At 70.1% G+C, this 18,794-nt stretch carries 16 protein-coding genes; 11 read left to right on the top strand and 5 right to left on the bottom strand.

Annotation, left to right across the window (positions count from 1 at the left end):
* Positions 1-355 precede the first annotated feature (355 nt).
* The gene (locus BW949_RS11380) at positions 356-1,657 is read left to right on the top strand and encodes a glycerate kinase type-2 family protein (RefSeq protein ID WP_083947748.1); all 1,302 of its coding nucleotides are present in this window, start codon (positions 356-358) and stop codon (positions 1,655-1,657) included.
* 401 nt (positions 1,658-2,058) lie between these two features.
* On the opposite strand, the gene BW949_RS17580 is transcribed toward BW949_RS11380, so the two are convergent.
* On the bottom strand, positions 2,059-2,184 hold the full coding sequence (locus BW949_RS17580) for a hypothetical protein (protein WP_268875849.1): 126 nt from the start codon (positions 2,182-2,184) through the stop codon (positions 2,059-2,061).
* A gap of 321 nt (positions 2,185-2,505) precedes the next feature.
* On the opposite strand from BW949_RS17580, the gene alaS reads away from it, so the two are divergent.
* The 3 genes from alaS (at position 2,506) to BW949_RS11365 (ending at position 6,497) form a co-directional block, all read left to right on the top strand.
* A complete protein-coding gene (gene alaS, locus BW949_RS11375; protein ID WP_076366161.1) occupies positions 2,506-5,166 on the top strand; it encodes an alanine--tRNA ligase in 2,661 nt (886 codons plus the stop codon).
* Positions 5,166-5,456: a DUF1330 domain-containing protein gene (locus tag BW949_RS11370; protein WP_076366159.1), complete on the top strand. Its 291-nt coding sequence runs from the start codon at positions 5,166-5,168 to the stop codon at positions 5,454-5,456. The genes alaS and BW949_RS11370 overlap by 1 nt, the downstream gene beginning before the upstream one ends.
* 240 nt (positions 5,457-5,696) lie before the next feature.
* Positions 5,697-6,497, top strand: a complete 801-nt coding sequence (locus BW949_RS11365; protein WP_076366157.1) for a class II glutamine amidotransferase — start codon at positions 5,697-5,699, stop codon at positions 6,495-6,497.
* A gap of 222 nt (positions 6,498-6,719) precedes the next feature.
* Here the strand turns inward: BW949_RS11365 and BW949_RS11360 are convergent, their stop codons facing one another.
* From BW949_RS11360 to BW949_RS11350, 3 genes are all read right to left on the bottom strand, one after another.
* A complete protein-coding gene (locus BW949_RS11360; protein ID WP_076366155.1) occupies positions 6,720-7,673 on the bottom strand; it encodes a methyltetrahydrofolate cobalamin methyltransferase in 954 nt (317 codons plus the stop codon).
* 3 nt (positions 7,674-7,676) lie between these two features.
* Entirely contained in the window at positions 7,677-8,585 is a 909-nt protein-coding gene (locus BW949_RS11355; protein ID WP_235816281.1) for a methylenetetrahydrofolate reductase, read from the bottom strand.
* Positions 8,586-8,764: 179 nt separating this feature from the next.
* On the bottom strand, positions 8,765-9,115 hold the full coding sequence (locus tag BW949_RS11350) for a virulence factor (protein WP_076366153.1): 351 nt from the start codon (positions 9,113-9,115) through the stop codon (positions 8,765-8,767).
* Between the two features lie 298 nt (positions 9,116-9,413).
* On the opposite strand from BW949_RS11350, the gene BW949_RS11345 reads away from it, so the two are divergent.
* From BW949_RS11345 to BW949_RS11325, 5 genes are all read left to right on the top strand, one after another.
* Complete coding sequence (locus BW949_RS11345; protein ID WP_076366151.1) at positions 9,414-10,529, top strand: Ppx/GppA phosphatase family protein; 1,116 nt, start codon at positions 9,414-9,416, stop codon at positions 10,527-10,529.
* Positions 10,529-11,308 (top strand): RlmE family RNA methyltransferase, encoded by a 780-nt coding sequence (locus BW949_RS11340; protein WP_076366149.1) that lies wholly within the window; start codon positions 10,529-10,531, stop codon positions 11,306-11,308. The genes BW949_RS11345 and BW949_RS11340 overlap by 1 nt, the downstream gene beginning before the upstream one ends.
* A gap of 146 nt (positions 11,309-11,454) precedes the next feature.
* On the top strand, positions 11,455-12,462 hold the full coding sequence (locus tag BW949_RS11335) for a GAF domain-containing protein (RefSeq protein ID WP_083947736.1): 1,008 nt from the start codon (positions 11,455-11,457) through the stop codon (positions 12,460-12,462).
* Between the two features lie 377 nt (positions 12,463-12,839).
* Positions 12,840-14,366, top strand: a complete 1,527-nt coding sequence (gene adh, locus BW949_RS11330; RefSeq protein WP_076366147.1) for an aldehyde dehydrogenase — start codon at positions 12,840-12,842, stop codon at positions 14,364-14,366.
* 261 nt (positions 14,367-14,627) lie between these two features.
* A complete protein-coding gene (locus BW949_RS11325) occupies positions 14,628-15,113 on the top strand; it encodes a DUF779 domain-containing protein (protein ID WP_083947735.1) in 486 nt (161 codons plus the stop codon).
* 220 nt (positions 15,114-15,333) lie between these two features.
* Here the strand turns inward: BW949_RS11325 and mtnA are convergent, their stop codons facing one another.
* Positions 15,334-16,425 (bottom strand): S-methyl-5-thioribose-1-phosphate isomerase, encoded by a 1,092-nt coding sequence (gene mtnA / locus BW949_RS11320; RefSeq protein WP_076366145.1) that lies wholly within the window; start codon positions 16,423-16,425, stop codon positions 15,334-15,336.
* A 348-nt stretch (positions 16,426-16,773) separates the two neighbouring features.
* Between mtnA and yajC the strand changes: the two genes are divergently transcribed.
* Both yajC and secD read left to right on the top strand, forming a co-directional pair.
* Positions 16,774-17,112 carry a preprotein translocase subunit YajC gene (gene yajC / locus BW949_RS11315; RefSeq protein ID WP_076366143.1) on the top strand — a complete coding sequence of 113 codons (339 nt, stop codon included), beginning with the start codon at positions 16,774-16,776 and terminating at the stop codon, positions 17,110-17,112.
* A 10-nt stretch (positions 17,113-17,122) separates the two neighbouring features.
* Positions 17,123-18,787 (top strand): protein translocase subunit SecD, encoded by a 1,665-nt coding sequence (gene secD, locus BW949_RS11310; RefSeq protein ID WP_076366141.1) that lies wholly within the window; start codon positions 17,123-17,125, stop codon positions 18,785-18,787.
* The last annotated feature ends 7 nt before the right edge of the window (positions 18,788-18,794 follow it).

Here is an 18,794-nt window from a genome sequence, read left to right as displayed (position 1 = left end):
GGATGGAATGCCCCGAACCGCCTTCGCGGGCCCGGTTCGGCACAAGGCCGGCATGCAGATGCGGCGCGGCCTCCGGCAATGCCCCCCGCGATGTTCCCCGCGATCTTCCCGCCGCGATGCCCCTGGCACCGGCGCCCATGCCACGGGCACCCATACCAAGGGCACCCATGCCAAGGGCACGCACAAACCGGGCCTTGCGGCGATCCTGCCCGACATTGTATGCAAAAAACCTAATATGAAGTTCGAGCCTGCGCAAGGCGGCCCTGCTCAAATGCGCGTCACCGGGCGGTCACGCCTGGGGAGGCGCGCGCGCGGGGGCTGGACCTTCGCGGATGCGCGTGGCCTTCTGGAGCGCATGACCGACGCCGTGCCCGCGCCGCCGCGCCCCGCCATCGCCCCGTTTCATGAAACCCCCGCCGCGCGCCGGGCGCTGGCGCTGTTCGGCGCGGGGCTGGCCGCCGCCGATCCCGGCCCGGCCGTGGTGGCCGCAATGGCCGATGTGGTGGAGGATCCGCCGGGGCCGGGCGGGCGCTGGCAGGTGATCGCGCTTGGCAAGGCCGCCCGGGCGATGACGGCGGCGGCGCTTGCGGCGCTGCCGGCGGGCACGCCCGCGCTGGTCGTGACCAACCACGAGAACGCCGCCCCTCTGGCGGGGGCGCGGGTGATGGGCGCGGGCCATCCGGTCCCCGATGCCGCCGGGCTTGCCGCCGCCACCGAGATCGAGACCGCCTTGCGCACGCTGGGCCCCGAGGACCGGCTTCTGGCGCTGATCTCGGGCGGGGGCTCGGCGCTGGCCCCAGCGCCGGTGGCAGGGCTCAGCCTCGATGACAAGGCCGCGGTCAACCGGCTTCTGCTGGGGGCGGGGGCCGATATCTCACAGATGAACCTGGTGCGTCAGGCGCTGTCGCGGCTCAAGGGCGGGGGCTGGTTGCGGATCTGTCGGGCGCCGGGGGTGGCGCTGATGATCTCGGACGTGCCGGGCGACGATCTGCGGGTGATCGCCTCGGGGCCGACGGTCGCGCCCCTGGGCACGCCGGCGCAGGCGGCGCAGCTCTGCCGCGATGTGGGCCTGTGGGAGCGCCTGCCCGAACCGGCGCGCAATGCCCTGGCCGCCCCGCCGCCGCCCCCCGTTCCCGCGCGCGCCTTTCGCAACCTTCTGGTGGGCTCGAATGCGCGGTCGCTGGCGGCGATGGCGGCCGCAGGCGCCACGACCGCCCCCTTCGCGCTGGCCGGCGATGTGGCCGATGCAGCCCGGGTGCTGGCGGCGGCGCTGACGGGGCTGGCGCCGGGGGCCGCGCTGGCGGCGGGCGGCGAGACGACGGTGCGGCTGACCGGCACGGGCACCGGCGGGCGCAATCAGGAACTGGCGCTGCGCACGGCGCTGCATTTGGCCGAGACGGGGCCGCCCGAAGGCGACTGGGCGGTGCTGGTGGCCGGCAGCGACGGGCGCGACGGCCCCACCGAGGCCGCGGGCGCGATCATCACGCCGGGCACGCTGGGGCGGATCAGGGCGGCGGGGCTTGATCTGCGCGCGGTTCTGTTCCGAAACGACAGCACGCCCGCGCTGACGGCGGGGCAGGCGCTGTTGGTGACCGGCCCCACGGGCACGAATGTGGCCGATCTGGCGGTGCTGGTGCGCGGTGCGGCCCCCGGCTGAGCGGCGAAACGGCGAGGATGGCAAGAGGGCAGGGCGGGAAGCGGACAGGACGACCAGAGGGCAGGGGGAGGTTGGGCCCCGAAACGCGGTCCCCGGAACGCCGACCGGGACATCCAGGGGATGCCCCGGTCAGAACCAAGACGACATTTACCGAACAGGCTTAGTATGAACCCTGATATTGTTTCTCAGGGGTTAACAGCGGCGTAATTCACCGTCGATTGTGGAAGAATATCCTCGTATCGGCAACAATTCGCCCCAAAAGCCACAGCCTTGGTGAGGAAACCCTGAACCGCTGCGGTCTTGGCCACGCGGCGGCGCGGACAGGGCAAGCCGGGCCGTCATGTCAGCTTGATGCCTTGCGGAGCCGGACCGCGGGCGCGATGGGACAAGGCCCTGTGCGATCAGGCGCGGTTCAGGCGGCGTTCGGCGGCGCGCAGGCGCAGGCGCAGCACTCCTTCGCGCAGGAGGACCAGCGCGATGAAGGTTCCGGCGATCATGTCGAAGCTGAGCAAGCCCTGAATGTCCATTGGACCATCCCCGAATGTCGTGACATGACCATGGTCGGGCCTGAATGTGGCGCGATTGGGGCGCGAAGGGGACATTCCTGCGCGGGCGCGCCATGATCGGGGCGGGGCATGGCGGCCCTGCGCCTGTGGCATGGGCAATGCGGGCACTCGGGGTCCGCACCCCGCAGCGGTGTCCGGGCGCCCTCGGCAGGCCCCGGTGGGGCGCGGCGGCCTTTCGCATCGCGCACTTCTGGACAGGCCCGCGCCCGGACGCTAAAGCTGCAAATCGCGCCCGCGCGACCGATGCGCCCTCCCGAAATGCCCCCCCCCAAGAGGCCCGCCATGCCCAGCCTGAACGAGATCCGATCCACCTTCCTGAACTTCTTCGAGAGGAACGGCCACCGCGTCGTGGACAGCTCGCCCCTCGTGCCGCGCAACGACCCCACCTTGATGTTCGCCAATTCGGGCATGGTGCAGTTCAAGAACTGCTTCACCGGCGTCGAGAAACGCGATTACGTCCGCGCCACCACCTCGCAGAAATGCGTCCGCGCCGGCGGCAAGCACAACGACCTGGACAACGTGGGTTATACCGCGCGCCACCACACCTTCTTCGAGATGCTGGGCAACTTCTCGTTCGGGGATTACTTCAAGGAAGGCGCCATTCCCTTTGCCTGGGAATTGCTGACCAGGGATTTCGACATTCCCAAGGACCGGCTGCTGGTCACGGTCTATCACACCGACGACGAGGCCGCCGAGATCTGGAAGAAGGTCGCGGGCCTGTCGGATGACCGCATCATCCGCATCCCCACCAACGACAACTTCTGGCAGATGGGCCCGACCGGCCCCTGCGGCCCCTGCACCGAGATCTTCTTCGACCACGGCCCCTCGATCTGGGGTGGCCCGCCCGGCTCGGCCGAGGAAGACGGCGACCGCTTCATCGAGATCTGGAACCTCGTCTTCATGCAGAACGAGCAATTCGAGGACGGCTCGATGCGCGCGCTCGACATGCAGTCGATCGATACCGGCATGGGGCTCGAACGGATCGGCGCGCTGCTTCAGGGCAAGCACGACAATTACGACACCGACCTGATGCGGTCGCTGATCGAGGCCTCGGCGCATCTGACCAGCCAGGATCCCGACGGTCCGGGCAAGGTGCATCACCGCGTGATCGCCGACCACCTGCGCTCGACCTCGTTCCTGATCGCCGACGGGGTGACGCCCTCGAACGAGGGGCGCGGCTATGTCCTGCGCCGCATCCTGCGCCGGGCGGCGCGCCATGCGCATATGCTGGGCGCGCAGGATCCGGTGATGCACCGTCTGGTGGCGTCGCTGGTGCGCCAGATGGGCAGCGCCTATCCCGAACTGGTGCGCGCCCAGGCGCTGATCGAGGAGACGCTCAAGCTTGAGGAAACGCGCTTCCGCCAGACGCTGGACCGCGGGCTGAAGCTTCTGGACGAGGAACTTGCGGGCCTGCCCGAGGGGGCGGCCCTGCCCGGTGCGGCGGCCTTCAAGCTCTATGACACCTATGGTTTTCCGCTGGATCTGACGCAGGATGCGCTGCGCGAGAAGGGCCGCGAGGTCGAGGTCGCGGGCTTCGAGGCGGCGATGGCCGAACAGAAGGCCAAGGCGCGCGCGGCCTGGTCGGGCTCGGGCGAGGCCAAGGATGCCCGCATCTGGTTCGATCTGGCCGAAAGCCATGGCGCGACCGAATTCCTGGGCTACGAGCTGGAAAGCGCCGAGGGCCAGATCCTGGCCCTGGTGCAGGACAGCGCCGAGATCGACAGCGGCGCCGAGGGGGCCGAACTGGCCATCGTGGTCAACCAGACGCCCTTCTACGCCGAAGCCGGCGGCCAGGTGGGCGACACCGGCCTGATCCGCACCGACACCGGCCTGGCCGAGGTGACCGACACCCGCAAGGTGGCCGGCGTCTTCCTGCACATGGCGCGCGTGATCGAGGGCCATATCGGCCGCGGCCAGCCCGCCAAGCTCGAGGTCAACCACGCCCGCCGCTCGGCCATCCGTGCCAACCACTCGGCCACGCACCTGCTGCACGAGGCGCTGCGCCGCCGTCTGGGCGATCACGTCGCGCAGAAGGGCAGCCTCAACGCGCCCGATCGGCTGCGCTTCGACTTCAGCCATTCCGCCGCGATGAGCGCCGAGGATCTGTCGGTCGTCGAGGCCGAGATCAACGCCTTCATCCGCCAGAACGGCCCCGTCGAGACCCGCATCATGACGCCCGATGACGCGCGCGGGCTGGGCGCCCAGGCGCTTTTCGGCGAGAAATACGGCGACGAGGTGCGGGTGGTGTCGATGGGCACGCTGGCGGGGTCGGGCAAGGGCGCGGATGGCGCGACCTACAGTCTGGAGTTGTGCGGCGGCACCCATGTCCGGCGCACAGGCGACATCGGCGCCTGCGTGATCCTGGGCGACAGCGCCTCCTCGGCCGGGGTGCGGCGCGTCGAGGCGCTGACCGGGCAGGCCGCGCTGGACCATCTGCGCGCGCAGGCCGACCGTCTCCACGAGATCGCCGCCGCGCTCAAGGCGCCGGCCAACGAGGTCACCGACCGCGTCCGCGCGCTGGCCGACGAACGCCGGCAACTGGCCGCCGAAGTGGCCAATCTGCGGCGCGAACTGGCCATGGGCGGCGGTGCGTCGGGCGGGCCGGAAGCCAAGGAAATCAACGGGATCCCCTTCGTTGCTCAGGTGGTGTCGGGGGTGACGGGCAAGGATCTGCCCGCGCTGGTCGACACGCTCAAGCAGCGCGTGGGCTCGGGCGCGGTGCTGATCGTGGCCGACACCGGCGGCAAGGCGGCCGTGGCCGCCGGCGTGACCGAAGACATGACCGCCCGCGTTTCGGCGGTCGATCTGGTCAAGGCCGCGGCCGCGGCTCTGGGCGGCAAGGGCGGCGGCGGGCGGCCCGACATGGCGCAGGCCGGCGGGGCCGATCCGTCGAAGGCCGATGCGGCGGTTGCCGCCGTCGAAACCCTGCTGGAGGGCCTGTGATGCCGGGTGCATTCTGGATTGCCCATGTCGAGGTGAGCGACGCCGAGGCCTATGGCCGTTATGCCGCGCTGGCGACCGACGCGATCGCCAAGCATGGCGGGCGGTTCCTGGCCCGCGGCACGCGCTATGTGCAGCTTGAGGGGCGGGACCGCGCGCGCAATGTCGTGGCGCATTTCCCCAGCCTCGAGGCGGCCGAGGCCTGCTATCGCTCGCCCGAATATCAGGCGGCGCTGGAGCATGCCCGCGGCGCGGCCGAGCGCGATCTGGTGATCGTCGAGGAAAGCGCCTGAGGCCGCGCGCCTGCGCAGAGCGCCGAACCGGAAACGGGAAGGGGGCCGCGGGCCCCCTTCTTCATGCGCGGGGGACGGGCGGCGGGACGCGGCGCTTGGGGTTTGGCTGCCAAGCATCGGGGGCTGCCATGCATCGGGCTGCGACCTGCTGGCCACTTGGCGCAAGGCTTTCGTAACGCTAGCGTGTCAGCATTCCTGAACCGCAACCGCTCTGCCTTTATCGCAAAGGGGCCGCCTCTCATGTGCCGCTGGGCTGCCTATATCGGGCAACCGATCTTTCTGGAAGACATCGTCAGCCGCCCGCGGCATTCGCTCATCCATCAAAGCCATTGCGCAACCCAATGTCCCACGGCGATCAATGCCGACGGTTTCGGTGTGGCCTGGTATGCGCATCGCCCCGAACCGGGCCTTTACCGCGACGTGATGCCCGCCTGGTCGGATCCGAACCTCAAGGCATTGACCGCGCAGGTGAAATCGCGCCTGTTTCTGGCGCATGTGCGGGCCTCGACCGGCACGGCCACCTCGCGCAACAATTGCCACCCCTTCGCGGTGGGGCGCTGGTCGTTCATGCATAACGGCCAGATCGGCGGCTATGATGCCTTCCGCCGCGATGCCGAGATGGCGATCCCCGAGGCGCTCTATCCCCAGCGCAAGGGTGCGACCGACAGCGAGGCGCTGTTCCTGATGGCGCTTGGCGCCGGGCTTGCGGACAACCCGCGCGCCGCACTTGAGCGCGCCACCGCCCGGCTTGAGCGGCTGAGCCGCGAGAAGGGCGCCGCCCCGCATGTGCGGCTGACCTGCGCTCTGTCGGACGGGCAAAAGCTCTATGCCGTGCGCTATGCGACCGACGATCTGGCGCCCACGCTCTGGCATCGCTGGTCCGACAGCCGGGCGGGCCGCGCGGTCGTGTCCGAGCCGCTCGAGACCGACGAACCCGACTGGCAGGAGATCCCCGCGGGCGCCTTTTGCACCTTCGAAGCCGATGGCGCGATGCAGATCGACCCGTTCGATCCGGCACGGGCGATGGACGCGGCCGCCTGAGGGCTTGCGCCCCCTTTCGTCACTACGGCCCTCATTCCCGGTCCACGCCGCAGCCCGCGCGGGCGCCCTTCGCGTCGATGAAACCCCCGTGCCCAGAAAAAGGCGGGCCAAGGAAAAGGCGCGCCAACGAAAAAAGGCGCGCCAACGAAAAGATCGGCCAAGGAAAAGGCCGGGATACGCAAGCGCCCCGGCCCCTTGTCCCTATGCGACCCGTCCGGCCGTTCAGCCGCGGCGGCGACGGCGGCCGGTGCCGCGGGATTCGGCGGCCTCGCGCGAGGCGGTGGGGAAGTCCTTGCCCTCCTTCATCGCGTCGAGCACGCGCGAGAAGGCGATCCATTCGGTCCCGTTCGGGTCGTGGTTCATCAGCAGGTTGGCGGCGCGCACGGCCTCCATCTCGACGGGGCGGACCGGGTTCATGATCGCCGAGGTCATGCCCGCGCCGATCGCCATCGGCAGGAAGGCGGCGTTGATCCCGTGCCGGTTGGGCAGCCCGAAGGAGATGTTCGAGGCGCCGCAGGTCGTGTTCACGCCCAGCTCGTCGCGCAGCCGGCGCACGAGGGCAAAGACCTGCTGGCCCGCCGTCGCCATCGCCCCCACCGGCATCACCAGCGGGTCCACCACGATGTCATGCGCGGGAATGCCGTAATCGGCGGCGCGCTGGACGATCTTGCGGGCGACCTCGAAGCGCACGTCGGGGTCTTCCGAAATGCCGGTGTCGTCGTTCGAGATGGCCACCACGGGGACGTTGTATTTCTTGACCAGCGGCAGCACGCGTTCGAGGCGCTCTTCCTCGCCGGTGACCGAATTGACCAGCGGCCGGCCCTGCGCCACGGCCAGACCGGCCTCGAGCGCGCCGGGCACCGAACTGTCGATGCACAGCGGCACGTCCACCAGCCCCTGCACCAGCTCGATCATCGCCGTCATCAGCGGCGGCTCGGTCTCGTTGGGGTTGGGGTTCGAGTTGTAGACGACGCCCGCATTGACATCGAGAACCATCGCCCCGCAGGCCACCTGCTCGAGCGCGTCCTTCTCGACGGTCGAGAAATCGCCCGCCTCAAGCTCGGCGGCCAGCTTCTTGCGCCCCGTGGGGTTGATGCGTTCGCCGATCACGCAGAACGGCGCGTCGAAACCGATGGTGACGGTCTTCGATTTCGATTCGAGAACGGTTTTGGTCATCGCTCACCCCTTTTTCTGCGCGGCCAGCCATTCGGCCGAAGCCTTGATACCGCCCAGCGGGAAGAAATGCACGGCCTCGATCAGGCTGTCGGGATGCGACGCGCGATGGGCGGCGACCGCGGCCAGAAGATCGGCCGGCGTGAAGGGCGCCATCAGCTTGGTGACGTCGCGCGCACGCTTTTGCAACGTGCGCAGGCTGGCGCCGACCCCGCAGGCAATGGCGAATTTCAGCAGCGTCTGAAGCTTGGCCGGACCGGCCACGCCCAGGTGGACGGGCAGGGTGATGCCTTCGGTGCGCAGGTTGCGCGCCCAGTCGATCACCGGCGCGGCCTCGAAGGCGAACTGGGTGACGATGGCCATCGGGATGCCGCTCTGCTGGGCGAAGTCCTGCTTGGTGAACAGCGCCTCAAGCAGGCGTTTCTGCCCGCCCGAAGGGTCGATGTCGCGGTTCCCTTCGGGGTGGCCGGCCACATGCAGGCGGGCAAAATCGTCGAAGGCGCCGGAATTGAGAAGCTGCATCGAATTGTCGAACTGTCCGACGGGTTTCTTGACGCCCCCGGCCAGAAGCAGCGCTTCGCGCACGTCGGCCTCGCCGCGATAGGCGCTGATCTGCGCGCGCAGCGCGGCGCGGTCGGCAATCAGCCGGGCGGGGAAATGCGGCATCGGCTCGAAGCCCTCGGCGCGCAGGCGGCGCGTGGCGGCCAGCATGTCGGAAAAGGGCGTGCCCTCGATATTGGCGACATAGACGCGGGTGCCGGGGGCCAGCAGCGCGCGCAGGTCGGGAATGGCGGCCAGGGTGCGCGGCATGACCTCGATCGAGGCGCCGCTCAGAAGTGCGGCCATCGGCGAAGGCGCGGGCGAGGTCATCGGGGTCACGGGCGCGACGGGAGAGGAGAACGAGCCGTTGATCATGGCGAACCTTGTCGGGTGGAAGGGTGCGAGAAACGAGAGGCGAAGGGCGGGCGGGAACGGATGGGCGAAGCCGGGCGGATGTCGGTCGGCGGGGGTGTCAGTCGGCGGTCATGCGTCAGTCAGCAGGCGTTTCGGGCAGCGGGCGTGTCAGTCAGCGGGCGTGTCAGTCAGCGGGCGTGTCAGTCGGCGGGCGTGTCGGGTAGCAGCGCGGCCAGAAGCGTGCGGGCCGCATCGGGGTCGGTGCCGCCCGACGCGATGCGCGCGCGCAGCCAATCGTCGGTGCACAGCGTCTCGATCCGGTCGGCCAGGGCCGTGGTGGCCTCGGCGTCGGTCCCCGCGACCTCGAACGGGCCCAGCCGGTGCCAGCCGTCGAGATAGGCGCCCTCGTCGCGCGCGCCCCCGGCCATCGCCGCGCGGTCGATCGCCTCGGCAAAGCGCGGGGACAGTTCCACGCGGGTGGCCCGCCGGCCCGAACCGGCCAGCACCTGCGCGGGCATGTCGCGCCAGAAGACAAGGGTGATCCGCGCCATCGTGGGGGCTCCTGTTGCGGGGGGGGCCTGTAAGAGGGGGGCTCCTTTCGTTGGTCCACAGATAGGGCCGGGGACATGCGGCGACATGGCCGATTGCGACCGAAGGGCGGGGGTTTTGCGACGCGGATGTCGGTTTCGAAGGCCCTGTGGCATCAGCGAGACCGCCGCCGCGCCCCCGCGCATCCCGGCTGGGCCGCCATGACGGCGCGTTGAGGCCGCGTCGGGTCCGCCGGCAAGTCTTGATCGTCCCGCGGCGGCGGGATAAATTCGGGGCAACTTGAAATCGGAGGGCGTGATCATGACGCCCAGGCGTCCCAGGGGTGCGGGCGCGTTCCCGAAAAAGGTCGAGCCGCCCGCCACCCGTCCCGCCGATCCGGCCGAGCTTTATGCCGCGCTGGATCTCGGCACCAACAGTTGTCGCATGCTGATTGCCCGGCCCGCGGGCAGTCAGTTCCAGGTCGTCGACAGCTTTTCCAAGGTGGTCCAGCTGGGCCACGGTCTCGAAGCTTCGGGGCGGCTGTCGCGTGCCTCGATCGGGCGCGCGGTGCAGGCGCTCCAGATCTGCCGCCGCAAGATCGAGACGCATGGCGTGCGCCGGATGCGGCTGGTGGCCACCGAAGCCTGCCGCCGGGCGCGCAATTCGCGCGACTTCATGCGGCTGGTGCGGCGCGAGACCGGCCTTCCGCTCGAGATCATCCAGCCCGAGGAAGAGGCGCGTCTGGCGGTCATCTCCTGTGCGCCGCTGGTCTCGGCGCGCACCGAACAGCTGCTGGTGGTCGACATCGGCGGCGGCTCGACCGAACTCGTGTGGATCGATCTGGCCGAGGTGCCAGGGCCTGAACGCGCGCGCGCGCTGATGCGCCTCAGCGCGGGGTTCCACGCCGATCAGAGCGACGGGCCCAAGGCGCGCGTCGTCGACTGGATCTCGGTGCCGCTGGGGGTGGCCACGCTCAAGGATCAATTCGCCGATGTCGAGGACGACAGCGCGCGCTTTGCCCTGATGTCGTGGTTCTTCGAGGAGAAGCTGGCCGATTTCAGCCCCTATTCGTCGGGTTCCCCGCGCGAGGGCTTCCAGATCATCGGCACCTCGGGGACGGTGACGACGGTGGCGGCCTGCCATCTGGGCCTGCGCCGCTATGACCGCACGCGGGTCGACGGGCTGACCATGTCCTCGGCCCAGATCGACGCGGTGATCCGTGGATATCTGACGCTGGGCCCCGAGGGACGGCGCGCCGATCCGCGCATCGGGCGCGATCGCCACACCCTGATCATGTCGGGGGCGGCGATCCTTCAGGCGCTGATGCGGGTCTGGCCCACCGACCGGATGAGCGTGGCTGACCGCGGCCTGCGCGAGGGGCTGCTTTATGCGCAGATGGCCGCCGATGGCGTCCTGAGCGAGGAAGGATTGATCTGATGGCCAAGGGTCCGGGCAAGGGCGGCGCCGGCAAGTCGGGGGCTGCACGGGGCAACACGTCGGGGCGGGGACAGCGCGACCTGCGGGTGCGCGTCAAGACCGCCAAGGGGCGCAAGCTCTCCTCGACGCTGTGGCTCGAGCGGCAGCTGAACGACCCCTATGTGCAGCGCGCCAAGCGCGAGGGCTATCGCGGCCGCGCGGCCTACAAGATCCTTGAGCTGGACGACAAGTATCGCTTTCTCGTGCCCGGCGCGCGGGTGGTCGATCTGGGCTGTGCGCCCGGCGGCTGGTGCCAGGTGGCGGTGGCGCGGGTCAATGCGCTGGGCGAGAAATCGGGCAAGAAGATCGGCCGCGTCCTGGGCGTGGACCTTCAGGAGGTCGACCCCGTTCCCGGCGCCGAGATCCACCAGCTCGATTTCCTGTCCGAGGGCGCCGACGATCAGGTCAAGGCCTGGCTGGGCGGGTGCGCCGATGTGGTGATGTCGGACATGGCGGCGGCGTCCTCGGGGCATCAGGGCACCGACCATTTGCGGATCGTGGCACTGTGCGAGGCGGCGGCGGAACTGGCCTTCGACGTGCTCGAGGAGGGCGGCACCTTCGTTGCCAAGGTGCTTGCGGGTGGCGCGGAGACCGAGCTTCAAACCCTTCTCAAGCGCAATTTCACCAAGGTGGCGAATGTGAAGCCGCCGGCAAGCCGTTCGGATTCGTCGGAGAAATTCGTCGTCGCCACCGGGTTTCGCGGCCGGCGCGCCGAAGCGGACACCGCCGAGGCCCCCTGATCGCCGCGCCGCTGCCGCGCAGCGCGGTTTTCGCGCGCTGCGGCACACGCCGGATTGAAGCCCGGCCGTGCACGCACCGGTTGCGTGCCCTGGCCGAAAGCCGGTAGGCTGGTGGCGCAATCATCGCAAAGAGGGAGGCTTTGCCGATGGAGCTCAAGAGCGCGCCACCGCCCTCGGGGGGGCGTCCGCCCCGCGTGCGGGCCGGTCGTCCCGAACATGTCGAGATCGTGCGCCAGGTCGCGGCTTCGGGGGCGGCTTCGCGGTCCAGCTTCGCAGCGTCCTGGCGGCGTTCGCTTCTGCACCACAAGCTTGACCCCGGCCATGCCGCCCCGCCCGAGCGGCTGTCGCAGGCCGAGATCCGCGCCCGGCGCGAGGCGGCCGGCCCGCTTCTGTCGGTGGCGGGGCCGGTGCTCGACCGGCTGGCGCGCGCCGCCTGCGAGACCGGTTGCGCGGTGCTGCTGACCGATGCGCGCGGGCTGATCCTGGAAGAACGCATCCGCCCCGCCGACATGCCGCTCTTTCATCCCGCGGGGCTGGCGCCGGGGGGCGATTGGTCCGAAGGCGCCGAGGGCACGAACGGCATCGGCACCGCCCTGGCCGAGGCGCGCAGCGTCATCGTCTGGCGCGACCAGCATTTCCGTGCGCGCAACACCGCGCTGGCCTGCATGGGCGCGCCGGTCTTCGGCGCCCAGGGCGAGCTGGCAGGCGTGCTCGACGTTTCCTCGGCGCGCGCCGACATCTCCGAGGGGCTGGCGCGGATGGTGGCGCTGTCGGTGCAGGATGCCGCGCAGCGCATCGAAGCGGAGCTGTTCCGCAGCGTCCATGCCGGCGCCCGCATCGTGACCGCCGCCGCGCCCGCGCCCGAAGGCATGGGGCCGGTCCTTCTGGCCATCGACCGCGACGACCTGATCGTGGGCGCCAGCCGTGCCGCCCGCCGCGTCTTCGGGATCGAGGCCGAGGCGCTGGGGCGGGTGCCCGCGGGCGACCTGCTCGAGGCCGCCACGCGCCGCGAGGGGCTGTCGGGGGCGCAGGCCTCGGAAATGGCGCGGGCATTGGCGCGCTCGGGCGGCAATGTCTCGGCCGCCGCGCGCGAGCTGGGGATCGGCCGGGCGACCTTCTACCGCAAGGCGCGCGCGCTGGGTCTCGAGGTCTGATCCCCGCCTCTGCGCACGCATGGGCTGGCGGCCACGGGGAAGCGGGCCGTCAGAGGGGCGATGGGAGGGCCAAGGGACAACGGGCAGGCAAAGGGCACGCTTGCGGGGGCGCAACGCGCCGCCGCCGGGGACGCGCGCCCCTCGATGGGGCGCCGGCGCCGTCCCCCCCCTTGGCCCCCTGTCTCTCCGGGGCCCGTCTGCCGCATCGGGGGGGCGCACTTCGGGGGCCGTGCGGTTTTCCGGGCGCGGCTGTCTCAAACCCGAGACAGATGCGCCATGATCGACATGCAGCCCTGCTATGCGGCGACGTGTCGCTGGTGCAGGATGTGTTCACGCCGGATCGGGAGGGGTCCGGCTTTCTCAGGGAGGAGAAGACAATGCCGAACGATCAGACACAGGCTTTCCAGGGGGTGACGGTCTCGCCGTTTCGCGCGCGCTACGACCAGTTCATCAACGGCGAATTCCGCGCACCGCATTCGGGGCGCTATTTCACCAACACCACGCCGCTGACCGGCGGCGCCATCGGCGAGATCGCCCGCGGCGACGCCCATGACATCGAGGCCGCGCTCGACGCCGCCCATGCCGCCCGCGAGGGCTGGGGCCGCACTTCGCCGGCCGAACGCGCGCGCGTGCTGAACCTCATCGCCGACCGGATGGAGCAGAACCTCGAACTGCTGGCCACCGCCGAGACCTGGGACAACGGCAAGCCCATCCGCGAGACCCGCGCCGCCGACCTGCCGCTGGCCATCGACCATTTCCGCTATTTCGCCGGCGCCGTGCGCGCGCAGGAAGGCTCGCTCTCCGAGATCGACGAGGACACGATCGCCTATCACTTCCACGAACCGCTGGGCGTGGTCGGCCAGATCATCCCGTGGAACTTCCCGCTGCTGATGGCGTGCTGGAAACTGGCCCCGGCGCTGGCGGCGGGCAATTGCGTCGTGCTCAAGCCCGCCGAGCAGACCCCGGCCTCGATCATGGTCTTCGCCGAGCTGATCGGCGACCTGCTGCCGCCCGGCGTTCTCAACGTTGTCAACGGCTTCGGCCTTGAAGCGGGCAAGCCGCTGGCCTCGTCGAACCGGATCGCCAAGATCGCCTTCACCGGCGAGACCACGACCGGCCGGCTGATCATGCAATATGCCTCCGAGAACCTGATCCCGGTCACGCTGGAGCTGGGCGGCAAGTCGCCCAACATCTTCTTCGAGGATGTCTGCAACGAGGATGACGACTTCTTCGACAAGGCGATCGAGGGCTTCGTGATGTTCGCGCTCAACCAGGGCGAGGTCTGCACCTGCCCCTCGCGCGCGCTCATCCACGAAAGCATCTATGACCGCTTCATGGAGCGCGCCCTCAAGCGCGTGGCCGCGATCAAGCAGGGCGACCCGCGCGACGGCGCCACGATGATCGGCGCGCAGGCGTCTTCCGAGCAGCAGGAGAAGATCCTCGGCTATTTCGACATCGGCCGCAAGGAAGGCGCCGAGGTGCTGATCGGGGGCGGGCGCGCCGATCTGGGGGGCGAGCTGTCGGGCGGCTATTACGTCCAGCCGACCGTCCTCAAGGGCCACAACAAGATGCGCGTCTTCCAGGAGGAAATCTTCGGCCCGGTCGTGTCGGTGACCACCTTCAAGGACCATGACGAGGCGCTGCATATCGCCAATGACACGCTTTACGGGCTGGGCGCGGGCGTCTGGAGCCGCAACATCAACACCTGCTACCGCTTCGGCCGCGCGATCCATGCCGGGCGCGTCTGGACCAATTGCTATCACGCCTATCCGGCGCACGCGGCCTTTGGCGGCTACAAGCAATCGGGCATCGGCCGCGAGACCCACAAGATGATGCTGGATCACTACCAGCAGACCAAGAACATGCTGGTCAGCTATGCGCCGGCCAAGCTGGGCTTCTTCTGAGCACGCTCCCGCCTGGGCGAGACCGGAAGAACGGACGGGCGCGCGGGCCATCGCGCGCCCGCCCACTTTTTGTGCGGCCCCTCCGGCGGAGGCCCCCCCCCGACGATGGCCCTCCCCGGCGACAGACCGCCCGGCGATGACCCTCCCCGAAGATGGCCGCCCGATAACAGACCGCCGCGATAACAGACCGCCCCGATGACAGGCCGTCCCGATGACAGGCCGTCCTGGTGGCGGCCCGCATGCAACAAGGACGCATCTGCCATGACCCGTCCCGTTCCTGGCCCCGATCCGGTGACGCTCGACCCTTTGTCCCCCGATCCCGAAGTGGCCGATCCCGTGGCCTCCCCGTCAGCCGCGGCTCCCGCGCAGACCCAGGAGCGGGCCCCCGCGCAGGCTGCGGCCGAAGGTGCTGCGGGCCTGCCGCAGGTGGCCGCCACCGCGGCGGCGCGGGCGTTTCTTGACGAGATCCGCGCCGATCATGGCGCGGTGATGTTCCATGTCTCGGGGGGCTGCTGCGACGGCTCTTCGCCGATGTGCTACCCCGAGGGCAGCTTTCGTCTGGGCGTGGGCGATGTCCGTCTGGGCCGGATCGGCGCGACGCCGGTCTGGATGGGGCGCGCCCAGGCCGAGACCTGGGGCGCGACCCTTCTGACGCTCGATGTGGTGCCGGGGCGCGGCGGCATGTTCAGCCTCGACAACGGCCGCGAGCGGCGCTTCCTGATCCGCTCGGATCTCTGCGGGCGTTGACCGGCGCGGCGCTCTGCCGGTCTTGTCCGCGGGCCGCCCCCACCCGCCGCCGCACGCCCCGCCGCCATTCGACTCAGCCAGACCCCGTCCGGTGGCGCCTGCGCGTGCAGCCGGGAAGCAGAGGCGGGACGCGCTGCCGGCCCCCGCTGCCCCCGCGTCCTGACGGGGCTGGGCGCCGCCGCCGCCAGCCCCGATCAGCCCACATCCGCCGCGCGCGGGCTCAGCCGCGGGCGCGCTCGGGAAAGAGGGCGGCCAGCCCCTCGGGCGAGGCCGCGCAGATGCCGCGCTCGGTGATGAGGCCGGTCACCAGCCGCGCCGGGGTCACGTCGAAGGCGGGGTTGCGCGCGCCGGTGGCATCGGGCGAGATCTGAACCTCGGTGATATGGCCCTCGGGGGCGCGGCCCTGGACATGGGTGACCTCGCGCGCGGTGCGCTCCTCGATGGGGATCTCCTTCAGCCCGTCGCGGAGCGTCCAGTCGATCGTGGGCGAGGGCAGCGCCACATAGAAGGGCACGCCGTTGTCATGGGCGGCCAGCGCCTTGAGATAGGTGCCGATCTTGTTGCAGACATCGCCATTGGCCGTGGTGCGGTCGGTGCCGACGATGACCATGTCGACCTCGCCGTGCTGCATCAGATGGCCGCCGGCATTGTCCACCACCAGCGCATGCGGGATGCCGTGCGAGGCCAGCTCCCAAGCGGTGAGCTGCGCGCCCTGGTTGCGGGGGCGGGTCTCGTCGACGAAGACATGCACGTCGATGCCCTCCTCGGCGGCCTGATAGATCGGCGAGGTCGCGGTGCCCCAGTCCACGGTGGCCAGCCAGCCGGCGTTGCAATGGGTCAGGATGTTGACGCGGCCCTGCTTCCTGGCGGCGATCTCGCGGATGACGGCCAGGCCATGCGCGCCGAGCTGGCGGTTGGCCTCGACATCCTCGTCGCAGATCTCGGCGGCGCGCTTGCGCGCGGCGGCGGCGCGTTCGGCGGGGGGCAGCGGGCGCAACAGGCGCTCCATCTCGTCGAGCGCCCATTTGAGGTTGATCGCCGTGGGCCGGGTCTCGTGGAGCACCTGCCAGGTTTCGGTCAACGACGCGTCCGAGGGGTCGTGCTCCATCTGCACCGCCACGCCCCAGGCCGCCGTCGCCCCGATCAGCGGCGCACCGCGCACCCACATGTCGCGGATGGCCGTGGCAAAGGCGGCGCGGTCGGGCAGGGGTTTGATGCGCAATTCATGCGGCAGCCAGCGCTGGTCGATGATCTCGACCTGGCCCGCGTCATTGGTCCAGATGGTGCGGAAATGGCGTCCGTCGATCTTCATGGGGGGGGATCCTGCGATTGGGGCTCTGGCCCCCTTGATAGCCCCAGCCGGGCCCGGCCCTCAAGAGCGGTGGCGCCGCATGTCGGGCGTTGCATTGGGTGTCGCGGGGGCGTTGCGGGAGGCGTTGCGCCGGGCGCTGCATCGGGGGGGGGGGAGCCCACGGCCGCCCCGGGGGGGGGGAGCCCACGGCCGCCCCATCGAGGGGCCGCCGCGGGCGGGGAGGCGTGGCCTCCCCCCGCCGGTTCCCGCCCTTGCGCCTTGCGCCCATTCCGCCTTGCCACTAGGGTGCGCGGCGATCAAATCCGGGCCCGGCGCCATCCGGCAGGGCCCCCTGACCAGGGAAGAGACATGTTCGCAACCCCCGCCTATGCGCAGGCCGCCGGTGACGTTTCGGCCACCGCCGCTTTCTCGCAATTCGTGCCGCTGATCCTGATCTTTGCCATCATGTATTTCCTGCTGATCCGTCCGCAGCAGAAAAAGATGAAGGAACACCGCAACATGGTCGAGGCGCTGCGCCGGGGCGACCAGATCGTCACCCAGGGCGGCATCATCGGCAAGGTGACCCATGTCCGCGAGGACGGCGAGGTCGAGGTCGAGATCGCCACGGGCGTCAAGGTCCGCGTGATCAAGGCCACCATCGCCCAGGTCCTGTCGAAGACCGAACCGGCTGCGGCCAATTCCAACTGAGGGGGCACGGATGCTCCAGATCCCGCTGTGGAAGCGCGCGATCATCCTGGGCCTTGTGGCCGCGGGGGTGATCCTGGCGGCGCCCAACCTGTTCTATCAACGGGTCGAGGCGCATAACGACGCTGTTGCCGCCGCCGAGAAGGCGGGATTCGAGACCGCCGAACAGGCCGCCGATCGGGCGCTGTGGCCGGATTTCCTGCCCTCGGGGCTGGTCAATCTGGGCCTTGACCTGCGCGGCGGCGCCCATCTTCTGGCCGAGGTCCATGTGGCCGACGCCTACAAGGCCCGGATGGAGGCGCTCTGGCCCGAACTGCGCCGGACGCTGGCGGCCGAACGCGCCACCATCGGCGGGATTCGCCGCGTGCCCGGCCCCGAAGGCGAGCTGCACGTCCAGATCGCCAATCCCGAGGAAATGGCCACCGCGGTCGCGGCCGCGCGCAAGCTGGCCACGCCCGTGGTCACGCTGACCGGCGTGGGTCAGGACGATCTTGAGGTCACCGCGGCGGGCGGCAAGCTGATCGTGCGCCTGTCCGAGGCCGAACGCACGGCGATGGACACGCGCACGATCCAGCAGAGCCTCGAGATCATCCGCCGCCGCGTCGACGAGGTCGGCACGCGCGAGCCCACGATCCAGCGCCAGGGCGCCGACCGCATCCTGATCGAGGTGCCCGGCCTCGGCTCGGCCGAGGAACTCAAGGCGCTGATCGGCACCACGGCCAAGCTGACCTTCCAGCCGGTGGTCCGGCGCAATGCCACGCCTTCGGCCGCGCCGGGGCTGGGCCGCGAGATCCTGCCCTCGGCCGAAACCCCCGATCTTTACTACGAACTCGAGAGCGCCCCGGTCGTGACCGGCGACGAGCTGGTCGATGCGCGCCCCGATTTCGACCAGAACGGCCGCCCGGCGGTGTCCTTCCGCTTTAACCCCACCGGCGCGCGCAAGTTCGGCGATTACACCGCCGCCCATATCGGCGAGCCCTTCGCCATCGTGCTGGACGGCGAGGTGATCTCGGCGCCCGTGATCCAGGCGCATATCGCCGGCGGATCGGGCATCATCACCGGGAATTTCACGGTCGAGGAATCGACCAACCTGGCCGTGCTGCTGCGCGCAGGCGCGCTGCCGGCGGGGATGACCTTCCTCGAGGAACGCACCATCGGCCCGGAACTGGGCCAGGATTCGATCGAGGCCGGGCGCATCGCCGCCATGGTCGGCCTGGGCGCGGTGGTCGTGTTCATGATCGCCAGCTATGGTCTCTTCGGGGTGATGGCGGGCTTTGCGCTTCTCATCAACGTGGCGCTGATCTTCGGCGTGCTCTCGGCCATCGGCGGCACGTTGACGCTGCCGGGCATCGCCGGGATCGTGCTGACGATCGGCATGGCGGTCGATGCCAACGTGCTGGTCTTCGAGCGCATCCGCGAGGAATTGCGCAGCGCGCGCGGCCCGGCCCGCGCCATCGAGCAGGGCTATCAGCGCGCCATGTCGGCCATCGTGGACGCCAATATCACCACCTTCATCACCGCCGCGATCCTGTTCTTCGCGGGCTCGGGCCCGGTGCGCGGCTTCGCGGTGACGCTGGCGGTCGGCATCCTGACCTCGGTCTTCACGGCGATCTGGGTCACGCGGCTCTTCGTGGTGACCTGGTTCCAGCGTCGCCGTCCGAAAACCCTCTCGCTGTAAGGGGCAG

The sequence above is a fragment of the Phaeovulum vinaykumarii genome (assembly GCF_900156695.1).
Taxonomy (GTDB): Bacteria; Pseudomonadota; Alphaproteobacteria; order Rhodobacterales; family Rhodobacteraceae; genus Bieblia_A; species Bieblia_A vinaykumarii.
This window is presented reverse-complemented; position numbering and strand designations above follow the sequence as displayed.